This window comes from Roseobacter ponti, assembly GCF_012932215.1.
GTDB lineage: Bacteria > Pseudomonadota > Alphaproteobacteria > Rhodobacterales > Rhodobacteraceae > Roseobacter > Roseobacter ponti.
Genome location: NZ_CP048788.1, coordinates 1,265,976 through 1,290,278 on the forward strand (window position 1 = coordinate 1,265,976; position 24,303 = coordinate 1,290,278).

General features: G+C 56.6%; 16 protein-coding genes and 1 tRNA gene. 11 read left to right on the top strand and 6 right to left on the bottom strand.

Translation table 11 applies throughout. The features are described 5' to 3' along the window. Nucleotides 1–170 precede the first annotated feature (170 nt). On the bottom strand, nucleotides 171–1,079 hold the full coding sequence (locus tag G3256_RS06135; RefSeq protein WP_169639975.1) for a hypothetical protein: 909 nt from the start codon (nucleotides 1,077–1,079) through the stop codon (nucleotides 171–173). A 57-nt stretch (nucleotides 1,080–1,136) separates the two neighbouring features. After that, nucleotides 1,137–1,685 (bottom strand): hypothetical protein, encoded by a 549-nt coding sequence (locus G3256_RS06140; protein WP_169639976.1) that lies wholly within the window; start codon nucleotides 1,683–1,685, stop codon nucleotides 1,137–1,139. Nucleotides 1,686–2,615: 930 nt separating this feature from the next. On the opposite strand from G3256_RS06140, the gene G3256_RS06145 reads away from it, so the two are divergent. Continuing rightward, complete coding sequence (locus tag G3256_RS06145) at nucleotides 2,616–4,682, top strand: ATP-dependent nuclease (RefSeq protein WP_169639977.1); 2,067 nt, start codon at nucleotides 2,616–2,618, stop codon at nucleotides 4,680–4,682. Then, the gene (locus G3256_RS06150) at nucleotides 4,679–6,526 is read left to right on the top strand and encodes a UvrD-helicase domain-containing protein (RefSeq protein WP_169639978.1); all 1,848 of its coding nucleotides are present in this window, start codon (nucleotides 4,679–4,681) and stop codon (nucleotides 6,524–6,526) included. The genes G3256_RS06145 and G3256_RS06150 overlap by 4 nt, the downstream gene beginning before the upstream one ends. Nucleotides 6,527–7,068: 542 nt before the next feature. Here G3256_RS06150 and G3256_RS06155 read toward each other — a convergent pair. Continuing rightward, nucleotides 7,069–7,143: transfer RNA gene (locus G3256_RS06155), tRNA-Gly, on the bottom strand. A gap of 628 nt (nucleotides 7,144–7,771) precedes the next feature. On the opposite strand from G3256_RS06155, the gene G3256_RS06160 reads away from it, so the two are divergent. Beyond that, on the top strand, nucleotides 7,772–8,431 hold the full coding sequence (locus G3256_RS06160; protein ID WP_169639979.1) for a VPLPA-CTERM sorting domain-containing protein: 660 nt from the start codon (nucleotides 7,772–7,774) through the stop codon (nucleotides 8,429–8,431). 129 nt (nucleotides 8,432–8,560) lie between these two features. Next, a complete protein-coding gene (locus tag G3256_RS06165; RefSeq protein ID WP_169639980.1) occupies nucleotides 8,561–9,880 on the top strand; it encodes a leishmanolysin-related zinc metalloendopeptidase in 1,320 nt (439 codons plus the stop codon). Nucleotides 9,881–9,985: 105 nt separating this feature from the next. Here the strand turns inward: G3256_RS06165 and G3256_RS06170 are convergent, their stop codons facing one another. Together G3256_RS06170 and G3256_RS06175 are read right to left on the bottom strand one after the other, a co-directional pair. Beyond that, a complete protein-coding gene (locus G3256_RS06170; protein ID WP_169639981.1) occupies nucleotides 9,986–13,426 on the bottom strand; it encodes a pyruvate carboxylase in 3,441 nt (1,146 codons plus the stop codon). A 188-nt stretch (nucleotides 13,427–13,614) separates the two neighbouring features. Then, entirely contained in the window at nucleotides 13,615–14,754 is a 1,140-nt protein-coding gene (locus G3256_RS06175; protein WP_169639982.1) for an alpha-hydroxy acid oxidase, read from the bottom strand. Nucleotides 14,755–14,861: 107 nt separating this feature from the next. Between G3256_RS06175 and G3256_RS06180 the strand changes: the two genes are divergently transcribed. Further along, complete coding sequence (locus G3256_RS06180; RefSeq protein WP_169639983.1) at nucleotides 14,862–17,255, top strand: ATP-dependent helicase; 2,394 nt, start codon at nucleotides 14,862–14,864, stop codon at nucleotides 17,253–17,255. 118 nt (nucleotides 17,256–17,373) lie between these two features. Then, nucleotides 17,374–17,970 (top strand): hypothetical protein, encoded by a 597-nt coding sequence (locus G3256_RS06185; protein ID WP_169639984.1) that lies wholly within the window; start codon nucleotides 17,374–17,376, stop codon nucleotides 17,968–17,970. Between the two features lie 378 nt (nucleotides 17,971–18,348). Here G3256_RS06185 and G3256_RS06190 read toward each other — a convergent pair whose 3' ends face one another. After that, nucleotides 18,349–18,585, bottom strand: a complete 237-nt coding sequence (locus tag G3256_RS06190; protein ID WP_246227819.1) for a DUF1127 domain-containing protein — start codon at nucleotides 18,583–18,585, stop codon at nucleotides 18,349–18,351. A 250-nt stretch (nucleotides 18,586–18,835) separates the two neighbouring features. Between G3256_RS06190 and G3256_RS06195 the strand changes: the two genes are divergently transcribed. The 5 genes from G3256_RS06195 (at nucleotide 18,836) to G3256_RS06215 (ending at nucleotide 24,295) form a co-directional block, all read left to right on the top strand. Continuing rightward, entirely contained in the window at nucleotides 18,836–19,909 is a 1,074-nt protein-coding gene (locus G3256_RS06195) for an Mrp/NBP35 family ATP-binding protein (protein ID WP_169639985.1), read from the top strand. Between the two features lie 749 nt (nucleotides 19,910–20,658). Further along, entirely contained in the window at nucleotides 20,659–21,162 is a 504-nt protein-coding gene (mraZ, locus tag G3256_RS06200; protein ID WP_169639986.1) for a division/cell wall cluster transcriptional repressor MraZ, read from the top strand. Between the two features lie 3 nt (nucleotides 21,163–21,165). After that, nucleotides 21,166–22,158 carry a 16S rRNA (cytosine(1402)-N(4))-methyltransferase RsmH gene (rsmH, locus tag G3256_RS06205; protein ID WP_169639987.1) on the top strand — a complete coding sequence of 331 codons (993 nt, stop codon included), beginning with the start codon at nucleotides 21,166–21,168 and terminating at the stop codon, nucleotides 22,156–22,158. Continuing rightward, the gene (gene ftsL, locus G3256_RS06210) at nucleotides 22,158–22,523 is read left to right on the top strand and encodes a cell division protein FtsL (RefSeq protein WP_169639988.1); all 366 of its coding nucleotides are present in this window, start codon (nucleotides 22,158–22,160) and stop codon (nucleotides 22,521–22,523) included. The genes rsmH and ftsL overlap by 1 nt, the downstream gene beginning before the upstream one ends. Further along, nucleotides 22,520–24,295, top strand: a complete 1,776-nt coding sequence (locus tag G3256_RS06215; protein ID WP_169639989.1) for a peptidoglycan D,D-transpeptidase FtsI family protein — start codon at nucleotides 22,520–22,522, stop codon at nucleotides 24,293–24,295. The genes ftsL and G3256_RS06215 overlap by 4 nt, the downstream gene beginning before the upstream one ends. The last annotated feature ends 8 nt before the right edge of the window (nucleotides 24,296–24,303 follow it).

The window sequence follows — 24,303 nt, forward strand, 5'->3', positions numbered from 1 at the left end:
CCCCCTCAGTACAGTGGTGCGCCCAGTTTTTCCACAACCGGTGTTCAATTGAAATCGTATTAGTAATGTATATCCCTATTCCTCACTGTTTAATTTTTTTTTGTAATATTGGTTTGTGTTTATGTTGATGTGTATTTGGTGGACGTGTATTCCGTTCTTATCCTGTTTGTTTATAGAGAGTTGCGCCAAGTCTCAAAGAGGTGCCATTCCTGAAGAAATTCTTTCGAACGTTCTGGTGCTACTGTTCGGTAGAGGGTCAAATCTTCTTGCTGTTCCTCGGGCGATTGGCGAGCATCGGCATGAGAATACCGTGCGTTCAATTCGTCCATAACGTTTTCGTATGTGTAGCCTGAATACTTGGCTTGCGAATGAAATTCTTCGCCAAAGATTTCTTTAAAGGATCGCTCCATTACCAGTTCCAGTTCTTCGTGCAACCCGTCGGGCACAATGTAACTGTCATGAACGAGCAAGACCGGCCAACCTTGATCAACAAAAAACGCCACAATTTTTTCTGTCACTTTTGAATCTTCGTATTGGAGCGTAAGGCCGATGCCAGAGCAAAAGAATTCAGAGATTGGCGAATGGATCTCTCGAAGCTTATCGGTAATCTCGTTTATTTGTTGATCAGTGAGCTTCTTTTCTCGTGATCCGGCTTTCGCGTTCCGTCTGAAGGCGGCAGGCAACTTAGCATCATCATCGATGTTGAAGAGGATCAGCAGAACAGCCTTGGCAAGCCTTCTGGTTTCTCCTTCATCGTCCTCAAAGCTCAGCCTGCCAATTGAATAAGGGTCTCGCCCAACGTCTTTCCAATAGTTGATGCCGACGTATGTATAGAGAATTGTCGGATGTAGGCTTGAATAATCAATCTCCACCGTGACGTGATTATCGATGAGGATGTCATCTCTCATCCTGCTAGGACATCTCTGCCACCAGCCCCCGTAAAATCTTCCGCCTAATTCAAAAGACCCATTATTGAAAACCCGGTGAGTATATTTGTCGGCTTGGCTTACAAGGATGTACCCTTTGCCATCGCCTTCGGCAGGGTTAACTTTAATGCCCGTTCCGTCAATGTATGGCAAGGATATATGTGTTCTGTGCAGGATTGCGTTGTATTTTTTTAATAGTTCGGCGGACGCTTAGAGTTCTGGATTAATTTCGAAAGCTATATCTTCGCCTTCGTCATTGCGTAGTACAATGGGTACTCTCTCGGGTGACGAACCAATGTCAAAGGGCGAAAAAGCAGCTTCTTCGAACATTTTGATTAGGTCCCGGGTTGGCCACATTCGAGATATCCGGCCAACACCCGTTCGGCGGTCTTTGAACCCCATGTGTGTTTTGACCAAACCAACTTCAGAAAGCTTGTCCACAACATCAATCGTTTTTCGGGATATATGCAACTCATTGTAAATGGACCCAACTTGGTAGTCATTCGAGTTTCTTGAATACGAAGTTTTGAGGTTAGGGTCGGACTTCCACTTAACGAATAAATCAAGAACGACTACTTTGAGATTCTTCATCGTAACGTTTCGATAACCGCCAGCGAAATACCGATCGTAAATATTGTTGATGAATGGAATTGCTTCTTTGTGGTCGGTCCATCTGTGCACATCCAGCCTGTCAGAGTAATTCAAATCCTCTCGGATGGCACCTGCCGCGTCAAAAAGCCAATCATCATCATCGTCCATGAGTAAACCCTTGGCAGAATAGGCCATCAACTGGCCACACATTTATTAATAATATAATTTAATCATTTGTTTAGGTGATTTCTTGATCCGTCAGCGCCATTATTTTCTCGACTGGATAGAAATTTAATGCTTCGAAATGTCATGCGTATCTCAGGCCATGTCAACGACAGTGTGTCAGCAATGCCGTTCTTCACCCGTTTGCCGGAATTTCTCCGAGAATATTTGGGGCCGTAATGAATACATACTGCCCCCCCGTACCCCCCCCAGTGGGCCATATGTGTTGGACTGCGTGCTGTGAGAGGTTCCATTTCGTTGAACTCAACCTTCACAAGGTTAGGGTCACAGAGGTTAATGGGTTGATTTCAAATTATTTTATTGAGAAAATTGTTTGGAAATCACCTTTCTTCCCTGTGAACACATCGAAAATCAGCATTTATCACATACTCAAGCAGAGTATTCTTCGTCACTGGGGCGACGATGGGCGTCCTGGCTGTCAAGCGCCCTCCCAGCCTCTAAAAGGCCATTTTGATGGCCATCTCGCCTAGTTGGTCAGTACCTATGCCAATGATGCGAGTTGGCCACTAATTGCAGCCATTTTTACAGCTTGCGGCAAGCGATGGGTTCGAGCCCGAAGCGGTCGCATTGTGCACTTGCGAATTTGGCACTAAGGGCGGACTGCGGACCTTCGCTGCGCTTGTCATGAATGGCAGCAATGCGCAGGAAGCAGACTTTGCAAAGTTTCGAGATCGGCCCTTTCCCGACGTACTGCCAAGATTCAGCCATGTTGACCAGCTTCCCGAAAACGGACTTTCGTACTGAGCCAAAGCGATCTAGAAAATCTGCCCACACCCTCAGCTTCCAGTTGTGCTTCTCAGGTGATAACGTCTGGCCAGATTGATTGCCGTCAGGCATCCAAGTGTGGATTGTTTTATGAGATTAGGACGAATTGGTGTTAAGAACTTTCGGCGACTAAAGAATGTCGAAGTAAGCTTTGAGGCAGACGAAACTGTATTTGTTGGCCCGAACAACAGCGGAAAGACATCTGCCACCGCGGCTGTCCGTTCGTTCTTGGGAAGACGTGAGTTCAAAATACACGATTTTTCAGCTTCTGAAATTAGTCGGCTTGATAGGCTAGGGGTTGGCGAAGAGATCGAGACCATACCTTCAATTCAACTAGATCTTTGGTTCTCGGTCGATCCAGACCATATTAGTTTCGGTCAAATCATATCTCTCTCCACGGGTGTTTCGCTGGACTTCACGGAGATTGGCATTCGTTGCTCACTGGAACTCAAATCAAGAGAAGACCTGCTAAGTGACTATGACGCGGCGTTTCCCCAAAAAGAAGATGGTTCCAGAGGGAGAAGCCTGAGCCATTTCCTCGGTTTGGAAAACAAGCTGAAACAGCATTTCCAAATCACCTACTTTTCCCTTGAAACCCAAGAAGGAGAACAAGTGGTGACACTCGTCGATCCTTCCGAAGGAAAGCGAATACTGAAACGATTTCTTCGAGTTGACTTCGTCGATGCTCAGAGAAACATCGACGATGAAAACGCGACAAGAAGTAACAAGCTCTCCGAGGCGTTTGCCGCCTACTACAAGGATAACTTGGATCAGGCTGAGGCAAGTGAAGAAGCAATTGGCATAATTGACAATAACAATGAAGAGCTTTCACAACACTACGAAAAACACTTTAAATCCTTGATGGGGACCATTCAGGGCTTGGGAGTTCCGCAGGTAAATGACCGTGAATTAAGGGTGATTTCATCCCTGAGCCCGCAAGATGCCCTTAAAGGGAACACAGAGCTTTATTACAGTGACCCTGACAGCAAACACGCTCTGCCAGAGGCATACAACGGCCTTGGTTTCAAAAACTTGGTTTTCATGGCTGTGCAGATTGATCACAACCATCGACAGTGGCTTGCCACAGAAGAAAACCGCCCGCTTTGCCACGTGATTTTTGTGGAGGAACCAGAGGTTCACTTGCACGTCCAAGTGCAGCAAACTTTCATTAAGAACATGTGGGCCTTGCTTGAGGCCGCGTCACCAGAGGGGATTAGCCCACCTCAGTTGGCTATAACAACTCATTCGTCGCATATTCTGGATACGGTCGATTTCTCAAAGGTTCGGTATTTTCGACGTTGTTGTGATGAGGACGCGCCTGCTGGAGAACCAACAAAACTGGATCTAACCACGATCCACAACCTTGGGGATTTCAAGCCAGAAGAAATTGATGACGAAGGCAACGACGTAGACCCGAGCGTGGCCATCAATTTCCTGCAAAAATATCTTAAGCTTACTCACTGCGACTTGTTTTTCGCCGACGCCGCCATTTTAGTCGAAGGAACGGTCGAAAAGCTGCTGCTGCCCAAGATGGTTAAGAAATCTGCTACAAAGCTGGATTCCAATTACCTTACAACTCTCGAAGTAGGCGGGGCATATGCTCTTCGTTTCGCGGGTCTGCTTGAATTTTTGCACATCCCGTATTTGGTGATAACCGATATTGATGCAGTTGACCCCGCGAACAATCGAAAGGCATGTCGGTCGGATCATGCTGGTGCGGTAACGTCGAACGCTTCATTGAAGGCATTTTTCCCTAATGACTCTATTGCAGCGCTTAACGCGCTTCCTAACCCTAACCATGTACAGTCAAATGGGAACAGGTATGTGGCGTTCCAAAAATCCGAGATCAACGAATGGCAGGGAATAAATCGAGAATTTCACGGGCGTACGCTCGAAGAAACATTTGTTTACGAAAACTTGGTACATTTCTCGGATGGCAACCTAAACATCGGCGTCGAGCTTCCCGAAGACCACAACGACCTCATTGAGGCGGTATTCAAACGCATTGGCAGTAGGTCGTTCAAAAAGACAGAATTCGCACTCGACCTGTTGTCTAACGATGATGAGTGGGCAACTCCTACCTACATCTCGGATGGCCTAGTTTGGCTCCAAGAAAAACTCAATCCACCAGTTCCGAACCCAGAAGCAGCAGAATGACCTCACATTTGATACCAACTCAGGCTGACAAGCTGATTTCCGAATGCTTGGAAACTTCCCGGTCGTTTGCGGTCGTTGCTGGCGCTGGTTCAGGCAAGACTACGTCGCTAGTTGAAGCTCTAAAGCAAGTTCGTGAGCAGCGGGGGAAAGAACTGCGACAAGCCGGGCAGAGAATAGTTTGCATAACCTATACCAACAGGGCCGTAGACGTTATCTCATCGCGTCTGAAGTTTGATGACTTGTTCCTAATATCGACGTTACACGGCTTTCTTTGGGGCGAGATTTCTAGATTTCAAAACGATATTCGAGAGGCTCTAGAGTCCAAAATCATTCCCGACCACTTGGACAAAGCACAAGAAAAAAACACCGGAAAGCACACCAAGACAGCCCGTCGAGCAAAGGCCAAAGTTGACCGGCTCGCCGCCGCCTTAGAGGTAATCGATGAAGTACCTGAATTTCGGTACACGGAAGCTGCGGCAAGCAATTATGTCGAGGGCATCATCAATCATGATGATATGATCGACATATCGGCGCACCTCATCCTAACCAAACCGGTCCTGAGGAAAGCGCTCGGCTTCAAATTCCCTTACATTTTTGTGGACGAAGCTCAGGACACTTTTGACAACGTTGTCGAAGCGTTGAACGCAATCTGTGCAGACGAAGGTCTTCCCATTGTTGGCTATTTCGGCGATCCGATGCAGCAAATCTACGACAAGAGAGCCGGATCATTCTCCGGTCCCGTAGGGGCTATAAACATTACCAAGACCGAGAATTTTCGGTGTTCAACCAGCGTGTTAACTTTGCTCAATGCTTTTCGAAAAGATGTCCAGCAAGTTGCTGCCGGCGACAATTCCGACAGAGTTGGCAGTGTAGAAATGACTATCGTCCAAGCACCAAACCCGACCGGTGGGCGAGGCAGGTATTCCGATGAAGAACTTGCCCGAGTATCGGCCAAGTTTGATGACGCCCTTGAAAAGTGGGGTTGGTCTGACCGAAACGGTGTAAAGCGCCTCTTTTTGGTGAGACAAATGATTGCTCGCCGACAGGGCTTCAGCGACCTGCACAGGTTGTTCACGGGGCCCTTCGCATCGTCCAAGGCACAAGAAGAGTACGAAGCAGGATCCCATGCTTTGCTCAAGCCGTTCATTGAGTTCTTGCTCCCGCTGGTCCAAGCCCATCGAGAGGAAAAGAAGAAGGACCTAATAGACGTCTTTAGAAAAGTCTCGCCGAAGTTCCATCCTCAGGGGCCAAGTGCAGATCAACCGTTCAAAACCATCCTGGCTCAAGTTTTGGCTCATGCAGACGTGTTGTCAGAAATGTGGGAGAAATGCACGGCTCGCGACCTGCTTCTCTATTGTCATGAAAATATTCTCCTAGATTTCTCAGAGCGTGTTGTGGACCACTTGGAACGGGAGTGCCGAACAGAAGAGTTTGACGACGACAACCCGGACCATGTCCTTGAAAAGGGCGACTGGTTGGCTGACGTATTCTTCACGATGGGCACATCGGAGATGGCCAATTACGTGAACTTCGTGACTGACAACACGCCTCTGAGTACCCAGCACGGAGTAAAGGGTGAGGAATACAATGACGTGCTGGTCGTTTTTGATGACGTAGAAGCAGCTTGGAACCAATACAGCTTCCGAAAAACACTGACGCCGGAAACGGCAGGGGAACCATCTGATGGACAACGGGAAAAGAGCGAGAATTTGGCCTACGTTTGTTTCTCAAGGGCGGAGGACAACCTAAGAATTCTATTCTTTTCGCAAGACGCAGAATCTTCCAAGAAGGAATTGGTTGCCGCTGAATTTCTTTCCGAGGAACAGATAATGGTGCTGGACTGACACCGCTGTTTAATCCCAGACCTATACAGGTGAGCCTTGAAAAAGTTTTGGGACCCAAATGATAATTTGAACGTCCGCTTCGCTTTGTGGATGTAAGGCTTTTGCGACTGCAGCGAATGTCCGCAAACCGCCGGAGGTGCAGAAACACAATGTCTGCTTTGGGGCTGGCTCCGGTCGCTCGCTGCGCACTTTGCGAATGGCAGCTGTGGGGCCGGAAGCGGCTGGTGGAACAATTAGGCCGAAGGTCGGAAAGGTCCGCGGAGCGGTCTTTGAACTCACCTAAAATGAATGTCTGCTTTCGTGTCACATTATATAGTGGTGAGGGTCAGGTTTTCCGGCAGAAATTTGTTCGTTGAGCAATGTGCGGGCGTAGCTCAGGGGGAGAGCATCAATGCCAAAGCTCTGCTTTGAGCACCTTGCCCAAGGGTCGGAACACGTTCCCATCACAACTGGAATAGCTACACGTCCAAGCCACTGTGATTCCGTCCTGGATATTGTGATTCATGAGGTGTAGTCTGTGTCACGTAAGTGACTGTTCCCATTGGAGCGGGCGAGGCGATTCGAACGCCCGACCCTAACCTTGGCAAGGTTATGCTCTACCCCTGAGCTACGCCCGCATCCTTGGGTGAGGCGTGAGATAACCGCGCTGCCGGGTCACTGCAAGAGAAAAAACGGCATTCCACGCAAAAAGTCGCGCGCAGGTCTTGGGTGCACGCCGCATCGTGCGCCCCGGATCAAAGTCTTCGTGTTCCGGACGCCGCAGAGTGTACGCAGGGGCCGGGCGGGCCCTGCCTTTGGGGGATGTTTGTGAGGCAGGGAGATTCCGGCTCCGATCGACAGGCTACCGAAGATCCCGGATGAGGTGGCCGCCACCGGCGAAATGCGCGCGGATTGCCCTCTGCATAACGTAGGAAATCTGACCCGGGATAGTGGGAGGCGTTGAGCGTAAACGTGCCCGGTAAAATTAACCAATCCACACCTCAAAAGTTACCGATCGCCTTCATAAAAGGGGCTTTTGCGGCTCGAATCACCGGATCGTTGACGGATTTATTGTTCACGAAATGAAACCAATCGTTTCCCAGCGCGTCTATTGGGCAGGAACTGGAAGGTTGAAATCGGGACGTTCCCGCAACGCGTGTGTCCAAAGCGGAAATATGGCATTTTCGGGCTGTTCGCTTGTCATTTTTGTGATCGGCCGGAAAAACCATGGTATAAGGGTGTAACCGCGGGTGGGGGATCCGTTCGGTGTTCGACAAAAACGAGTTGGCTGACTTCGCAGCCAGGGTGAATGGAGTGAAACTTATGAATAAACTTATTGGATTGATGGGAGCTGCCGTTCTTGCGCTCTCCTTTAACACGTCAGCAGCAGATGCCGCTTCTGTTGGTCCGGGCGACCTTTGCGGAAACAAATACATCGGACTGACACAGGACGGCATGATCCTGTCGCCGTCAATATGTGAGACCGGAAACAGCACCGGTGGTGGAACTGTTTATCCGACGTGGCAGGGTGGCGCGGAAACAGGTTCCGGCGCAGGCGATGACGACGGAAAGTTCTCCGACGGAAATCTGATCCTGACCATAACCGGCAGCAACTGGGAAATCGAAAATCCGTTTGGCTATGAAGCGCTTGCTATCACTGTCAAACAGGGCAACGGTTACGCCCTTTTCGAACTGGACCTTGCGAAAGCGCTTTCGGGCATGTTTGCAACCGGCAATAACGAGTCGCCGACCGGAAACGATTACTCGCATATCAATGCATGGTATCAGGGCGATCCGACGTGCGATGATGGCGACGGTTGTGAGCCACCCGTAACCTTCGTTCCGGTTCCTGCGGGCCTGCCGCTGGTTCTGTCCGGACTGGGCATCATTGGCATCCTGCGCGCTCGCAAGCGGAAGTCTGCCTGACAACACGCGGATTACCGCCTGAAAACTAAGCCAAATAAGGCGCTCTCTGGACGAGGGCGCCTTATTTTCGTCGTACTGCTTAATTAGCAAGACCTCCATTCAGGGGGCGTTAACCAGGCGGAACGAGCGATGAAAATGAATAAAGGCTTCAGCGGACTCTTTAACGGACGCGCGAAAGATGTGCTCCCGGAAGGGTTTGACCCCGCGGCGGCGCAGGAGTTTTTCGGCAAGGCGAAATCCACGTTTCCCGCAGCCGGAAAATCAGGCGGGAAAGCCGCTCCTGATGCCGGAAGCCGGGCTGTGCCTTTCGATGACGCCCTGCCTGATGAAGTGACACCTGAAACAGATCCCGATCTTGCCGATGCGCGCTCCGGCTGGAAAGTGACAGGCCGCAAAAAGTGGCAGGACAGCACCGATGACAACACCGGTCCCGGCAAAGGCGGTGGTCGCGGAAAGAAGAACCAGCAGGAGGAAGAACCTGCCGAAGACGATCCGATCCTTTCGGAAACCCCTTCCGAACCGGCGCCGGAACCTGCTCCGCTGCCAGATCCGGAACCTGCGCCAGCACCGGCCCCTTTGCCGGAGCCGGAGCCTCAGCCCGAACCTGAGCCGGAGCCTCAGCCGGAGCCCGAACCTGAGCCGGAGCCTCAGCCTCAGCCCGAACCTGAGCCTCAGCCCGAGCCGGAGCCTGAACCCGAGCCCGAGGACGAACCAGAGTCAGAGCCCGAGCCGGCACCTGGATCGACAAATTACAAAACAGACAATGCCGACTGGGTCACGGGCCTCGACTCGCCGGACGGATACAACATCTCGATCAATTTCGCCGGCGATGGCTGGACCGAAAGCATGAAGCAGGCGTTTATCGACGGGGCCGAGATGGTCAGCGATATCGTCACCGGTGATCTGTCGGATACCGACGGTGTCGATGATCTGCACATCACGGCCACAGTCGAGGATCTGGGCGGGGCGGGCGGTGTTTTTGCACGCGGTGGCGCCACTCAGGTGCGGGTTGATACCGGTCTGACCTCTGAAGGTGTCGTACGGCTGGATCAGGCCGATATCGGCACTATGGAACAATACGATGTCCTGGGCGACATGGCCTTTCACGAGATCATGCATGCGATGGGTTTCGGTACCACATGGGGCGGTCAGGATCTGGTTGAGAATATCGACGGCGACCTGCGGTTCACCGGCGAAAACGCGATCCAGGCGTATAACGAAGAGTTTGCCTCCATTGCCGGTGACGATGCAAATTCAGACAAGGGCGTGCCGATGGATTCGGACGGGGATCACTGGGACCATGACGTGTTCCCCAAGGAGATCCTGTCGCCTTCACTCAATGCCTCCGAGAATGTGATCTCCGATCTCACGATCGCAGCTCTGGAAGACATGGGGTATGAGACGATTTACGGTGATGAGGAAGAAGGGGACATCATTCCTCTGGTCTGATGACCAGGACGTACCGTTCTGACACAGCAAAAGGGTGCCGCTCAGGCGCCCTTTTTCGTGAAATCTGAACAGACCGGGGTCGGTCGTGCCTGACCGGCGCAGTGGTTATTCCAGTTCGACCAGCAGGTCCTTGGCGTCGATCTGGCCGCCAGGCTGCACATGTACCGCTTTTACCACGGCTGCGCGTTCGGCATGGATGCCGGTCTCCATCTTCATCGCTTCGATGGTCAGCAGGAGATCACCCGCGTTTACCTTCGCGCCTTCTTTAGCAGCAACAGAGGCCACAACACCGGGCATCGGTGCACCGATATGGTTGACGTTGCCGGCTTCGGCCTTGGGGCGCTGCTGGGTTGTGGCTTTCACCAGCCGGTTCGGCACACGGATCACACGGGGCTGGCCGTTGAGTTCAAAGAAGACTTTGACCTCACCATCCTCATTGGTCTCGCCCACGGCCTGCAGACGGATTTCCAGCGTTTTGCCCGGGTCGATCTCGGCAGTGATCTCCTCGCCCGGTTCCATGCCGTAAAAGAAGGTCCGCGTCGGCAGTGTGCGCACCGGGCCATAAGTGCGGTGCCGGCCCATGTAATCGAGAAAGACCTTCGGATACATCAGATAGCCGGAGAGGTCTTCGTCATCGACGGGTTTGCCCTCCATTGCTTCGGAGGCTTCTTTGCGCAGCGCTTCAAGATCGGCAGGTTTGAGGTGCTTGCCGGGGCGCTCGACATTGGGCTTTTCGTCTTTCAGCACCTTTTCGACGATCCCGTCCGGGAATCCACCCGGCGGCTGGCCGAGATTGCCGCGCATCATATCGACCACAGAGTCCGGAAAAGAGACATCCGTCTGCGGGTCTTCGACGTCCGAGCGGGTCAGACCCTGGGCCACCATCATCAGCGCCATGTCCCCGACAACCTTGGAGGAGGGGGTGACTTTGACGATATCGCCGAACATCTGGTTCACGTCGGCATAGGTGCGCGCCACCTCGGGCCAGCGGTCTTCCAGCCCGAGCGAGGCGGCCTGGGCTTTGAGGTTGGTGAACTGTCCGCCGGGCATTTCGTGCAGATAGACCTCGGAGGAGGGCGCCTGCATGCCGGTTTCAAAGGCCGCATAATGCCCGCGCACCTCTTCCCAGTAATCAGAGATCTCGCGCACGGCCTGCATCGACAACCCTGTGTCACGGTCCGTGTGGCGAAGCGCTTCGACGACCGAACCCAGAGTCGCCTGGCTCGTGTTGCCTGAGAGCGCGTCCATCGCGCAGTCCACAGCATCCACACCCGCCTCGGAGGCGGCAAGGATCGTGGCACAGGCCACACCGGCTGTGTCATGCGTGTGAAAATGGATGGGCAGACCCACTTCGGTTTTCAGTGCACGGATGAGCTGGCGGGCGGCAGCGGGTTTCAGCAGGCCCGCCATGTCTTTAAGACCCAACACATGGGCACCTGCGTCGCGCAGATCTTTGCCCATGTCGACGTAGTATTTCAGATTGTATTTCGCCCGGTCGGGGTCGTTGATGTCACCGGTATAACAGATCGATCCTTCGCAGATTTTGCCGGCTTCGATCACCGCATCCATTGCGACGCGCATGTTCTCGACCCAGTTGAGGCTGTCGAACACGCGGAACACATCCACGCCGGTGCCGGCGGCGACCCGCACGAATTCCTGCACCACATTGTCGGGGTAATTGGTGTATCCGACGCCGTTGGAGGCGCGCAGCAGCATCTGCGTCATCAGATTGGGCATCCGGGCGCGCAGATCGCGCAGGCGCTGCCAGGGGCATTCCTGCAGGAACCGGTAGGCCACATCGAAAGTCGCACCGCCCCAGCACTCGACGGAGAAAAGCTGTGGCAGGTTCGCGGAATAGGCCGGCGCGACCTTGATCATATCGTGGCTGCGCATCCGGGTGGCAAGCAGCGACTGGTGCCCGTCACGCATGGTGGTGTCGGTGATCAGCAGCTGGCGCTGTTGTTTCATCCAGTCGGCGACACCCTGCGGGCCCTTTTGCTCCAGCAGGTTGCGGGTGCCCATCATCGGCTCGGCTTTTGCGGCGGGCGGGCGGGGGTCTTTTACGTGGGCCGCCGGACGCGGGTGGCTTTTGGTTTCCGGATGCCCGTTCACCGTGATGTCGGCGATATAGGTCAGCACCTTGGTGCCCCGGTCGCGACGGCGCGAAAACTGGAAAAGCTCAGGCGTCTGGTCGATGAACTTGGTGTGATAGGTATTGTCGAGAAAGGTCGGGTGTTTCAGTAGGTTCTCGACAAACGCGATATTGGTCGATACCCCCCTGATCCGGAATTCGCGCAGCGCACGGTCCATCCGGGCAATCGCGGCCTCAGGGGTCTGCGCCTTGGCCGTCACCTTCACGAGCAGACTGTCATAATAGCGTGTGATCACCCCGCCGGAGTAAGCCGTGCCGCCGTCGAGACGAATGCCCATGCCCGTCGCCTCGCGGAAAGCGGTAATGCGACCATAATCGGGAATAAAATTGTTCTGAGGGTCTTCGGTCGTGATCCGGGTCTGCAGCGCATGACCGGTCAGTCGCACATCATCCTGCGTCGGCTTGCCGGTTGCTTCAGCGATCGTTTTACCTTCGGCGATCAGGATCTGCGCCTGAACGATATCGATGCCGGTGACCTCTTCGGTCACGGTGTGCTCGACCTGGACACGCGGGTTCACCTCGATAAAGTAAAATTTACCGTCGTCCATATCCATCAGAAACTCGACGGTGCCGGCGCATTCATAATCCACATGTTTGCAGATTTTATAGCCAAGCTCGCAGACCTCGGCGCGCTGTTCATCGGTCAGATAGGGGGCCGGGGCGCGTTCCACGACCTTCTGGTTGCGGCGCTGGACCGAGCAGTCCCGTTCATAAAGGTGGTACATGCCGCCGTGTTTGTCGCCGAGGATCTGCACTTCGACATGTCGGGCTTTGAGGATCATCTTCTCGAGATAGCCCTCACCGTTGCCAAAGGCGGCCTCGGCTTCGCGGCGGCCTTCCCGGACCTTTTCCTCAAGCTCCTTCTCCGCCTCGATCGGGCGCATCCCGCGCCCGCCGCCGCCCCAGGAGGCCTTGAGCATCAGCGGATAGCCGATCTCTCTGGCCTCCGCTTTGATCGCCTTCATGTCGTCGCCAAGCACTTCGGTGGCGGGGATTACCGGGACGCCGGCCTCGACGGCGACGCGACGCGCCGAAGCCTTGTCGCCAAGAGCGCGCATGGTCCCGGCACGCGGCCCGATAAAGACGATCCCGTTCTGGTCGCAGGCATCCACGAAATCAGGGTTTTCCGACAGCAGACCGTAGCCTGGGTGTATCGCATCGGCGCCCGAGGCTTTGGCCACGCGGATCATCTCATCAATACTCAGATAGGCCGCGACCGGACCCAGACCCTCTCCAATGCGGTAAGCTTCATCGGCCTTGAACCGGTGCAGTCCCAGCTTGTCCTCTTCTGCATAGACCGCCACCGTCTTCTTGCCCATTTCGTTGGCCGCGCGCATGATGCGGATCGCGATTTCGCCGCGGTTGGCGATAAGGATTTTACTGAAATCGGGCATAGGGTGTCTCGCAGTTCCGGTCGTGTTGACCTGCTCAGGCAAAGCGCCGCGGCAGGGCGGCAGCATCGGGCATGCAGGTATATATCATATGCTGCAGTGCCGCATTTCTGCGCGGGAATGTAAAGGGGGCACAGGATGCGGCCTGCGGCGGGCCTGTGGCGGTCGCGTTCGGGGTGGCAACGCGTGTCTCAGTCTTTGCGAAAGGGGGCGGGAAGCTGCGAAAGGCTGCGGGCGCCGAGCTGCCCCATATTGGCTTCAAGGTCTTTGCGCAGAATATCGACCAGATGATCGATGCCCTCGGGCCCCAGAGCTGCCAGCGCGAAGTGAAAGGCCCGCCCCAGCATGACGAAATCTGCCCCGGAGGCCAGCGCGCGCAGGATATCGAGCCCGCCCTCAACGCCGGAATCGAAGATCAGCGGCAACCGGGTGGCGGCGCGGATCTCCGGCAGGACATCAATGGTCGCGGGAGCTGCGTCGAACTGCCGGCCCGCATGATTGGACACCCAGAGCGCGTCGACGCCGGCTTTCTCGAGTGCATCGGCGTCTTCGGCGCGGAGCACGCCTTTGACCATCAGACTGCCGTCCCAGTGATCGCGCAGCCAGCGGACATAGTCGTGATCGGGCGAGGTGCGGAGCAGGTATCCGACATGGGCGGTCGGCGAGAGCCCTTTGGTCGTGGCATTCGCATAGGCATCCAGCATCCGCATATGCGGCATGCCGCGCTGTGCCATGCCAAGCGCCCAGGCAGGCCGCGCAGCCACCTGCGCCATCAGGCGTGGCGTCAGACGCGGCGGGCTTGTGAGCCCGGAGCGGGTCTGGCGTTCACGACGCGAGGCGACTGGCACATCGGCGGTGAGCACCAGCGTGGAGAAGCCTGCCTTTTTTGCGCGGGACAGCATGTCGCGGCGAATGTCTTCATCACGGGGCGGATAGAGCTGAAACCACGCGTGCGGCCCCAGATGCGGTGCCAGGTCCTCGGGTGACTGGCTGGCCACTGTCGACAGCGTATAGGGGATTTCCGCGCGGGAGGCGCCGCGTGCGAGATGACCCTCCGCATCAGGCCAGATCAGGCCGGACATGCCCACAGGCGCCATACCAAAGGGCAGAGGAAAGGCCTGTCCCAGAAGCGTGGTACTGAGATCCGGCGTGAACTCCCCGTGCAGGATCGAGGGTATCATGCCGATGCGGTCTAGGCTGCTGCGGTTGCGGTGCTTTGTGGCCTCCGCCCCGGTGGCCGAATCGAGATATTCCCAGACAAACCGCGGGATCCGCCGCCGGGCCCGGGCGCGCAGATCGGAAAGTGCAGGATATTGGCTGTGCAGGGTCATCGGCACATTTGTCCGGGCAATCAGGGGATTGTCCAGTGCGGAAATGGTGCAGAACAGAGTGTGAACGTCTCTTTAACTCTGTGCAGTCTGCGGGTACATTCGCGTCCATGAGCAGTTTTGACGAAACAGACGCCTTTGAAGGTGCCTCGCTGAGCGCGCGCGCGATGGCCGCGCGGCCGCAACCCTATCTCGACGGGCTGAACCCGGCGCAGCGGGCGGCGGTGGAACAGCTCGATGGCCCGGTGCTTATGCTCGCCGGGGCCGGCACGGGCAAGACGCGGGCGCTCACGGCGCGGATTGTGCATCTGCTGAACACCGGTCGCGCGCGCCCCAATGAGATACTGGCCGTCACCTTTACGAACAAGGCCGCGCGCGAGATGAAAAACCGTGTCGGGCAGATGCTCGGACAGCCGGCAGAAGGCATGCCATGGCTTGGCACATTCCACGCGATCTGCGTGAAACTGCTGCGCCGCCATGCAGAGCTGGCGGGGCTGAAGTCCAACTTCACCATCCTCGACACGGATGATCAGCTGCGTCTTCTGAAACAGCTGGTATCGGCAGAGGGTATTGACGACAAACGCTGGCCGGCGCGCATGCTGCTCAATATCATTGACGGCTGGAAAAACCGGGCGCTGACGCCGGATAAGGTGCCGGCCTCGGACGCGGGTGCCTACAACCACAAGGGCGTCAGCATTTACCGACAGTACCAGCAGCGCCTGCAGGAGCTCAATGCAACGGATTTCGGTGATCTTCTGTTGCACATGGTGACGATCTTTCAGGCCCACCCTGATGTGCTGGCTCAGTATCAGCGCTGGTTTGCGTATATTCTGGTGGACGAATACCAGGACACCAACGTCGCACAATATCTGTGGTTGCGTCTGCTGGCGGGTGGGCACAAAAACATCTGCTGTGTCGGCGATGATGACCAGTCGATCTATGGCTGGCGCGGTGCTGAGGTAGGTAATATCCTGCGGTTTGAAAAGGATTTTCCGGGCGCGCATGTGGTGCGTCTGGAACAGAATTACCGCTCCACGCCGCATATCCTCGCTGCCGCTTCAGCGGTGATCGCCGGAAATGAAGGCAGACTGGGCAAGACGCTATGGACCGAAGCCACAGAGGGCGAAAAGCTGCGTCTGATCGGCCACTGGGACGGCGAGGAGGAAGCGCGCTGGATCGGGGATGAGATTGAGGCCGCACAACGCGGGACGCGCGGCCGGGGCCCTCTGGGGCTCGACAGTATGGCCATTCTCGTGCGTGCCAGCCACCAGATGCGTGCGTTTGAAGACCGGTTTCTGACCATCGGACTGCCCTACCGTGTCATTGGCGGCCCGCGCTTTTATGAGCGCATGGAGATTCGCGACGCTATGGCTTATTTCCGCGTTGTGGTCAGCCCGGATGACGACCTTGCCTTTGAGCGGATCGTTAATACGCCCAAACGGGGCCTCGGCGACAAAGCGCAGCAGACAATTCAGCGGACAGCGCGGGACAACGGGGTCAGCCTCTTTGAGGGCGCGCGGATTATTGTTGAAACCAAAGCCATCGGCGGCAAGGGCGGCGCGGAGCTTGGCCGGCTGATAGCAGGCATTGACCGCTGGCGCGAACAGATGCGCGCGCGCGTTCCCGTGGAAGACGAGGCGGTTCTGGATGATGGCGGGGCCGGGCGCCCGGACATCAGCCATATTGAACTGGCGGAGATCATTCTCGATGAGAGCGGCTATACCGCGCACTGGCAGAACGATAAAACGCCCGAAGCGCCGGGCCGGCTGGAAAACCTGAAAGAGCTGATCAAGGCTCTGGAAAGCTTTGAAAACCTTCAGGGTTTCCTGGAGCACGTCAGCCTGATTATGGATAACGAAAGCGAAGAGGCCGGTGAAAAGGTCTCTATCATGACGCTGCACGCGGCCAAGGGTCTGGAATTTCCAGTGGTTTTCCTGCCGGGCTGGGAAGACGGGCTTTTCCCGTCCCAGCGGTCTATGGACGAGAGCGGGATCAAGGGGCTCGAGGAGGAACGACGGCTGGCCTATGTGGGCATCACGCGGGCCGAGGAGGTTTGTACGATATCCTTTGCGGCGAACCGGCGGGTCTTCGGCCAGTGGCAGAATTCGATGCCGTCGCGCTTTATCGACGAGTTACCGGATGATCATGTGGATGTGCTCACACCGCCCGGGCTTTACGGCGGCGGGTACGGGGCGGCGGCCCCCTCTTCGACGCTGCATGAGGCGGCGGCATCGGCCAATGTCTATAACTCACCGGGCTGGCGTCGCCTGCAGGAACGCAGCCAGCAGCGCCCCGTCAGCCAGCCCCGTGAAAGCCGCGACACCGTGATCGATATGAGTGCCGTGTCCAGCTTTTCGGTGGGCGAGCGGGTCTTTCACCAGAAATTCGGCTACGGACGGATTGAAGGGATCGAGGGCGACAAGCTTGAGATCGCTTTCGAAAAGGCGGGAATCAAAAAAGTGGTCGCGCGCTTTGTGAGCCCGGAAGATGACGTGCCGGTCTGAGGTCTTTCGACCGGGAGCGCTTCTTCGTTTCCCGCGGTATCTCTCTTTTCCGCCGCGCAGCCTTTGATAGACTGCCCTGACCGCCCTCTGCCGGCGGGGCCCAGAGGGAAGAGATGTCATGAAACTAACTCTTATCGGAGGTGTGCTGTTTCTGGCGCCTCTGGCCGTGCTCGCAATCCTCGCGGCGAAAATCTTTGAGCTCAGCAAACTGGTTGCGGAACCTCTGAACCGGATGATCCCGATAGAACGTGTCATCGGCGTGGCCCTTGTCGATATCATTGCCATTTTTCTGATCCTCGGCGTTTGCTTTGTGGCAGGTTTGCTGGCCACGCGCGGTGCCTTTGCCGCAAAAATGGAGAGGATCGACGGTTTTCTCATCGATGCTATTCCGGGATATGCTGTGTTCAAAGGGACCATTGGCGGTGTTGCACAGCACGAAGACGTCGGGGCGCTGATGACGCCGGTCATGGTGAGCTTTGATGACTATGACCAGATCGCTTTCCGGATTGAGAGCAGCGGCGACACATGCGTTGTTTTTCTGCCCGGCGCGCCTTCGGCCTGGGCGGGCTCCACGGTGATCGTGGCGGCTGACCGGGTGCGCGACCTCAACATCCCGGTGCATCAGGCAGTCAGACTCATGCGCGTGCTCGGACGCGGCTCTCTCATGCTTGAGGCGACACAGGGACCAGGAACCGGCCCGCCGGGGCCGGACTGAAGCATCTCTTCACGAGCTGGCAGCACCAGCATCTGCGCACAAAAAAAGCGGTCCCGGGAGGAGGTGGGACCGCTTTCTCTTGTGTGTGCCCCGGTCGAAGGGAGGAGAGACCGGCGGCAGCATTGCAGAGCCTTATGTGGCTCCTTCGTTCACGACAATGACATCCGGGAGGAGGATAGATGCCATTGTCTTCCATCAGATCCACCCGGGAGGAGGATGGGCGAACCTGAATGTCGTTGTCCGGGGCCGGTTAAAGGCCGGGGACGCCCGCGGTGATCTGCGGGACTGAACTGATGCGGCGACATCCGGGAGGAGGATAGATGCCGCCGCCTTCCACAAACGACCCGGGAGGAGGTGGGTCGCCTGTTCCTGTGCGCCTCAGCGCATTGTTCGTGCAACCGCGGCTTCCCACGCAATGTTGCGGAAATCCGGGCGGGACAGACCAAGGTCTGCGATTTCGCGATCGCTCAGGGCCGAGAGTTCGGCCAGAGTTGTGCGGTAAATTCTGTTACGGGCATGTCGCTGTGCTGCACCCGCGAAATAGGATGCAGAGCCTGCAAGGACGCGTTCGAGAACGCTGTCGGTATGTGTCTGTGTATGATCCATGAATGCCATGGTTCTTACCTTTCAGTTTACGGTTTGCGTGATGTGCCCGTTTGAGCGCATCAATGTTCCTGTGACCCATACTTAAGGCTATGCTGCGACTGCACAATGGTTACATATTCAATGCTGCCATGCAGCATCTGCATAGGCGACCTAGGGTAAATTTACGCTTGTGGCTATGAACTTAGGCATTTCTGTTCGTCATCTGGTGTTCGCGCAAACATGTGCTATGTGAACAGGCGCATCTGGAGAGAAACTAAGCATGTCTGTAACGAAGGCCGAAATTGAGGCCGCACTCGGCCGCGTGGCGCTGCCGGACGGCAGGAGCCTGATTGAGCATGATTTGATTCGTGCGCTGAGCATCGATGGCGGCGAAGTACGTTTCGTGATCGAAGCGTCGACACCCGAGGTTGCCCGCCAGATGGGCCCGCTCAGAGACGCCGCTGAAAAACTCGTCTCAGAACTGCCGGGCGTGACGCGCGCCAGTGTTGCGCTGACCGCGCACGGACCTGCGGAGAAGAAACCGGCGCCCCCGAGCCTGAAAATCGGTGGTCACCCTAAACCGCAGGAGGGACCGACGCGCCCGGCCGGCGTTCAGCGCATTCTGGCCATAGGCTCCGGCAAGGGCGGCGTGGGCAAATCGACGGTCTCGTCCAACCTGGCCGTTGCGCTGGCAAAAGCAGGGCGCCGGGTTGGTCTTCTTGATGCCGATATATATGGCCCCAGTCAGCCGCGCATGATGGGTGTCAGCAAACGCCCCGCCAGCCCGGACGGTAAAACGATCATTCCGCTGCAGGCGCATGGCGTGACACTGATGTCGATCGGCTTCATGCTCGAAGAGGGCAAAGCCGTGGTCTGGCGTGGTCCGATGCTGATGGGTGCGCTGCAGCAGATGCTGGGTCAGGTGCAGTGGGGCGAGCTTGATGTGCTGCTCGTTGATCTGCCGCCGGGGACAGGCGATGTGCAGCTGACACTGTGTACTAAAAGCGAACTCACAGGTGCGATTGTCGTCTCCACGCCGCAGGATGTGGCACTGATCGATGCGCGCAAGGCACTGGATATGTTTGCCACGCTTAAAACGCCGGTTCTGGGTCTGATCGAGAACATGTCGATGTTTGTCTGTCCCGACTGCGGCTCTGAGCACCAGATATTCGGGCAGGGCGGTGTCGCCGCTGAGGCGGAAACGCTCGGCGTGCCGCTTCTGGGGGTTCTGCCCATTGATCTGGAAACCCGGCTCGCCGGTGACGGTGGGACACCGGTGGCTGCGGGCGACGGGCCGATGGCCGAAGCCTATGCGCGGATTGCCGAGGGGCTGATCCGGGGCGGAATGGCCTGACGCGGACGGCCCCCACGGGTCACGGAATGCAGCAGACAGAGACATAGTATATAGTGAGCGCGCACCTGGCGGGGCGGGATCTTACGCCCTTCCGCCCGTCCGGACGGGGTTCAGTGCGATTTCTGGTCGCTGGATGGGAATTCATGGTCCGATATCGATTTCAGCCATTGATTCGAATCAAAACTGGACGAAGCGCCTCGATTCTCCTTGATCCGGTAGGTTTCGTATGAGAACATTACATGAACACTTTCCGAACGCCACCTGAAAGTCTAAAAATCTGGGAATTCGTGGGAAAATTACGCCCTGATGCGTATGACCTACATATAGTGTATGGCGCCAGCCTTTTGTCAATTTGTAGCAAAAATTCGTGAATTGCTGCTCTATATCTTGATTTGATTAACGCTGAATCCTGGATTTAGGGATTTGTTAGCTAAAAATCCCTTGCTGTACCACGATATCCCACGCTATACCTTTTACATCAGATGAGAGCGGGACCGGGGCACCAAACGACCCCACGCAATAAAAACTCTAGCAGGTTTCATACAGGCACCTCGATTTCATCAGACCAAGAGATCCGGCGCGCGAGCGAGCAGACATCCCCCCAGGTGGCGCGCGCAGTCGGACTTCCCCGCAGATGCGGGACGAGGGCGGCGGGTTGATCAGTGGCAGCAGATCAACCCGCCGTTTCCATTTCAGATCAGGGGGAAACGCGCGAAACTTAAGGCAGCGCATGAAGTTGGGATAAGGCAGTGAGCCGCAGGTTCAGAGGCGAAAGCCAGCACAAGGTCGATGCAAAGGGGCGGGTCTCGATACCGGCCTCTTTCCGCCGTGTGATCGAAGCTGCTGATCCGGCCTGGAGTTCGGGCGATGCCCCCGAACTGGTCATCGTCTACGGCGATCACCGTCGCAGCTACCTTGAGTGTTATACAATCGAGGCCATCAACGAGGTGGATGACAAGATCGATGCCCTGCCGCGCGGCTCGATGGAGCGGCGCATGCTGCAGCGGCTCTTTCATGGCCAGTCTTTCCCCACATCAGTCGATGAAACCGGCCGTCTCGTGCTGCCGGCAAAGCTGCGCCAGAAAATCGGCCTCGACAAAGAGGCCTTTTTTATCGCCGCGGGTGACACCTTCCAGATCTGGGAGCCGGGCACCTATGAGGCCGAAGAAGCCGCCAAAACAGAAGCATGGCTCGATGAGCTGCCGGAGGATTTTGATCCGCTGGTCTTCTTGGATGCAAAGCAAGGGGAGTAGGTGATGGCTGCTGCGGCCACTTCTGATCAGTCTGCGCACCATGTCCCCGTTCTGCTGCCTGCAATTCTGAATGCTGTTGCCCCGGTGCAGGGCCGCTGGCTGGACGGCACATTCGGTGCCGGCGGCTATACACGCGGTCTGCTGGAGGCCGGGGCGGCTCAGGTCATTGCGGTTGACCGCGACCCTCTGGCTTTTGAACTGGCGGAAAGCTGGGCCGGAGACTACGGCGACCGGCTGATCCTGCAGCAGGGTGTGTTCTCAAAAATGGACAGCTTTGCGTCAGATCTCGAGGGCGTTGTGCTCGATCTGGGTGTGTCTTCGATGCAGATCGATACACCGGAGCGTGGCTTTTCATTCATGCGCGACGGGCCGCTCGATATGCGCATGAGCCAGGACGGTCTTTCTGCTGCTGATATTATCAACGAAGCTCCCGAAGAGACGATTGCTAATATTCTCTTTCAGTACGGGGAAGAGCGGGCAAGCCGGAGAATTGCAAAGGCCATTCTGCGCGAAAGGGCGCTCGAGCCCATCACCACCACCCTGCGTCTGGCAGGCATCATTGAAAGCTGTCTGCCTCGGGCAAAGCCCGGACAGTCACACCCTGCAACGCGGAGTTTTCAGGCGCTTCGGATCGCAGTCAATGATGAGTATGGTGAGTTGTTTCAGGGGCTTATGGCAGCGGAGCGGGTACTTGGGCCCGGCGGGTGGCTCGCTGTTGTCACCTTTCATTCCGTCGAGGACCGTATGGTAAAACGCTTCCTGACCGCCCGCGCCGGCGCAGGGGGCAATGCCAACAGGTTCGCGCCTGAAACTGAAAAAGTACCGCCGCAGTTCACCCTGTCGCAGCGCAAAGCGGTGTCGGCGGATGAGGCTGAGGTCGACGCCAACCCGCGCGCCCGGTCTGCCCGGCTGCGTGTGGCGCGGCGCACGGATGCGCCCGCCGGAGACATAGATGCAAAATCCATCGGCATGCCGGTGGTCAGAGAGGTTAAGTGATGCGGACGGTGTTTTATATCCTCACCACGCTCAGTGTGATCGGCCTTGCGTTCTGGGCCTACCGGGAGAATTACGCGACCCAGGGGGCGCTCGCAGAGACCCGCGGACTGCGCGAGGAAATCCGCGAGGCACATGAGCGCCTGACCGTTCTGCGCGCCGAATGGGCCTATCTTAACCGGCCCGACCGGTTGCGCGATCTGGCGGATATCAACTTTGACCGGCTGGGGCTGCTGCCGCTGCGGCCTGACCAGTTCGGGCACATTGATCAGGTCGCCTATCCGCCTGCGCCGGAACTGGAATTTACCGACGGGGTGGATGTATCGAACCTTGTGGACGGCGTTTCGCCGTCCGGGGTGACGCAATGATCCGCACGCCGCTCCGCCCCCTCGCACGGATCCTTGATGCGCGCCAGAAGGGCGAGAGCCCCGAGGCCATTGAGCGTGAAAACATACGCATCCGTCACGAACAGATGCGCGACCAGGCACGTCAGCGCGCAGAAGGTCGGTTGCTCGTGCTGGGGGTGTTTTTCCTCATGGCCTTTCTGGTGGTGGGCGCGCGTATGGGCATGATGGCCACCTCCGAGCCGCGCGAGCCCCGGGCGGAGGCGCCCGGATCGGTGATCCACGCCGCGCGTGCAGATATCGTGGACCGTAACGGCGCGTTGCTGGCGACTAATTTTGAAACACATGCGCTTTATGCGCAGCCACCGCAGATGATTGACCCGGCCCATGCAGCCCGCGAGCTTGCAAAGGTCTTCCCGGATCTGAAAGAACAGGATCTGCTGGAAGATTTCACCGGCAAGCGTAAGTTCCTGTGGATCAAAAAGAAAATCAGCCCCGAGCAGATGCAGGCCGTACATGAAATCGGCGACCCCGGTCTGATGTTCGGTGCGCGCGACATGCGGCTTTACCCCAACGGGCAGCTGGCAGCACATGTGCTGGGCGGGGCGGGGTTCGGCAAAGAGGGCGTCTCGGCGGCTGAAGTGATCGGTGTTGCGGGGGTCGAGAAATACTTTGATGATTATTTGCGGGACCCGGCCAATGCGCAGTTACAGCTGTCGCTTGATCTGACGGTTCAGGCGGCCGCCGAGCGGGTGCTTTACGGCGGTATGAAGCTGATGAATGCCAAGGGTGCCACATCAATCCTGATGGATGTGCACACCGGAGAGGTGATCAGCGTCGTATCCCTGCCGACGTTTGATCCCAATGCGCGACCGCGCCCGCTGGCCTCGGGTGATGCTTCTGATACGCCGCTTTTTAACCGGTCGGTGCAGGGGGTTTACGAGCTCGGATCGACCTTCAAGATATTTACCGTGGCTCAGGCGATGGATCTCGGGCTGGTGAACCCAGATACTGTCATCGACACCAAAGGACCGCTGCGCTGGGGCAAATTCCGGATCCGCGACTTCCGCAACTACGGCGACGAGATGTCGGTCACCAAGATTATCGTGAAAAGTTCCAACATCGGCACCGCGCGGCTCGCCATGGAAATCGGCGCGGCACGCCAGCGTGCCTTTCTCCAACGGCTTGGGATGCTGGACGCCACCGGGTTTGAGATTGTAGAGGCGGCCACAGGCAAGCCGCTTCTGCCGAAAAACTGGTCTGAAATCAGTGCGATGACGATTTCTTATGGTCACGGGCTCTCAACCTCACCCATGCATCTCGCGGCAGGCTACGCGGCGATTGCAAACGGCGGGCTCAAAGTGCAGCCGACGATCCTGAAACAGGACGGGCCGCGCAAAGGCGAACGGGTTTTCTCGGAACGCTCGTCGGCGGCGGCGCGGAAAATGTTGCGCAAGGTGGTGACCGAGGGCACGGCAAGTTTCGGCGAAGTGGCGGGCTATGCGGTAGGGGGCAAGACGGGCACCGCAGACAAACCGCGTCCTCAGGGTGGATATTATGATGATAAAGTCATTGCGACATTCGCCTCGATCTTTCCGGCACACGACCCGAAATACGTACTTATCGTCACGCTGGATGAGCCGGTCGACACCACCTCGGATGAGCCGCGACGCACAGCAGGCTGGACGGCGGTGCCGGTTGCAGCCGAAATGATCCGGCGCATCGCCCCGCTGCTGGGGCTCCGACCAACCGTTGAACCTGCTGAACTGACAGATATAACGCTTACTCAGAACTAACGCCGGGG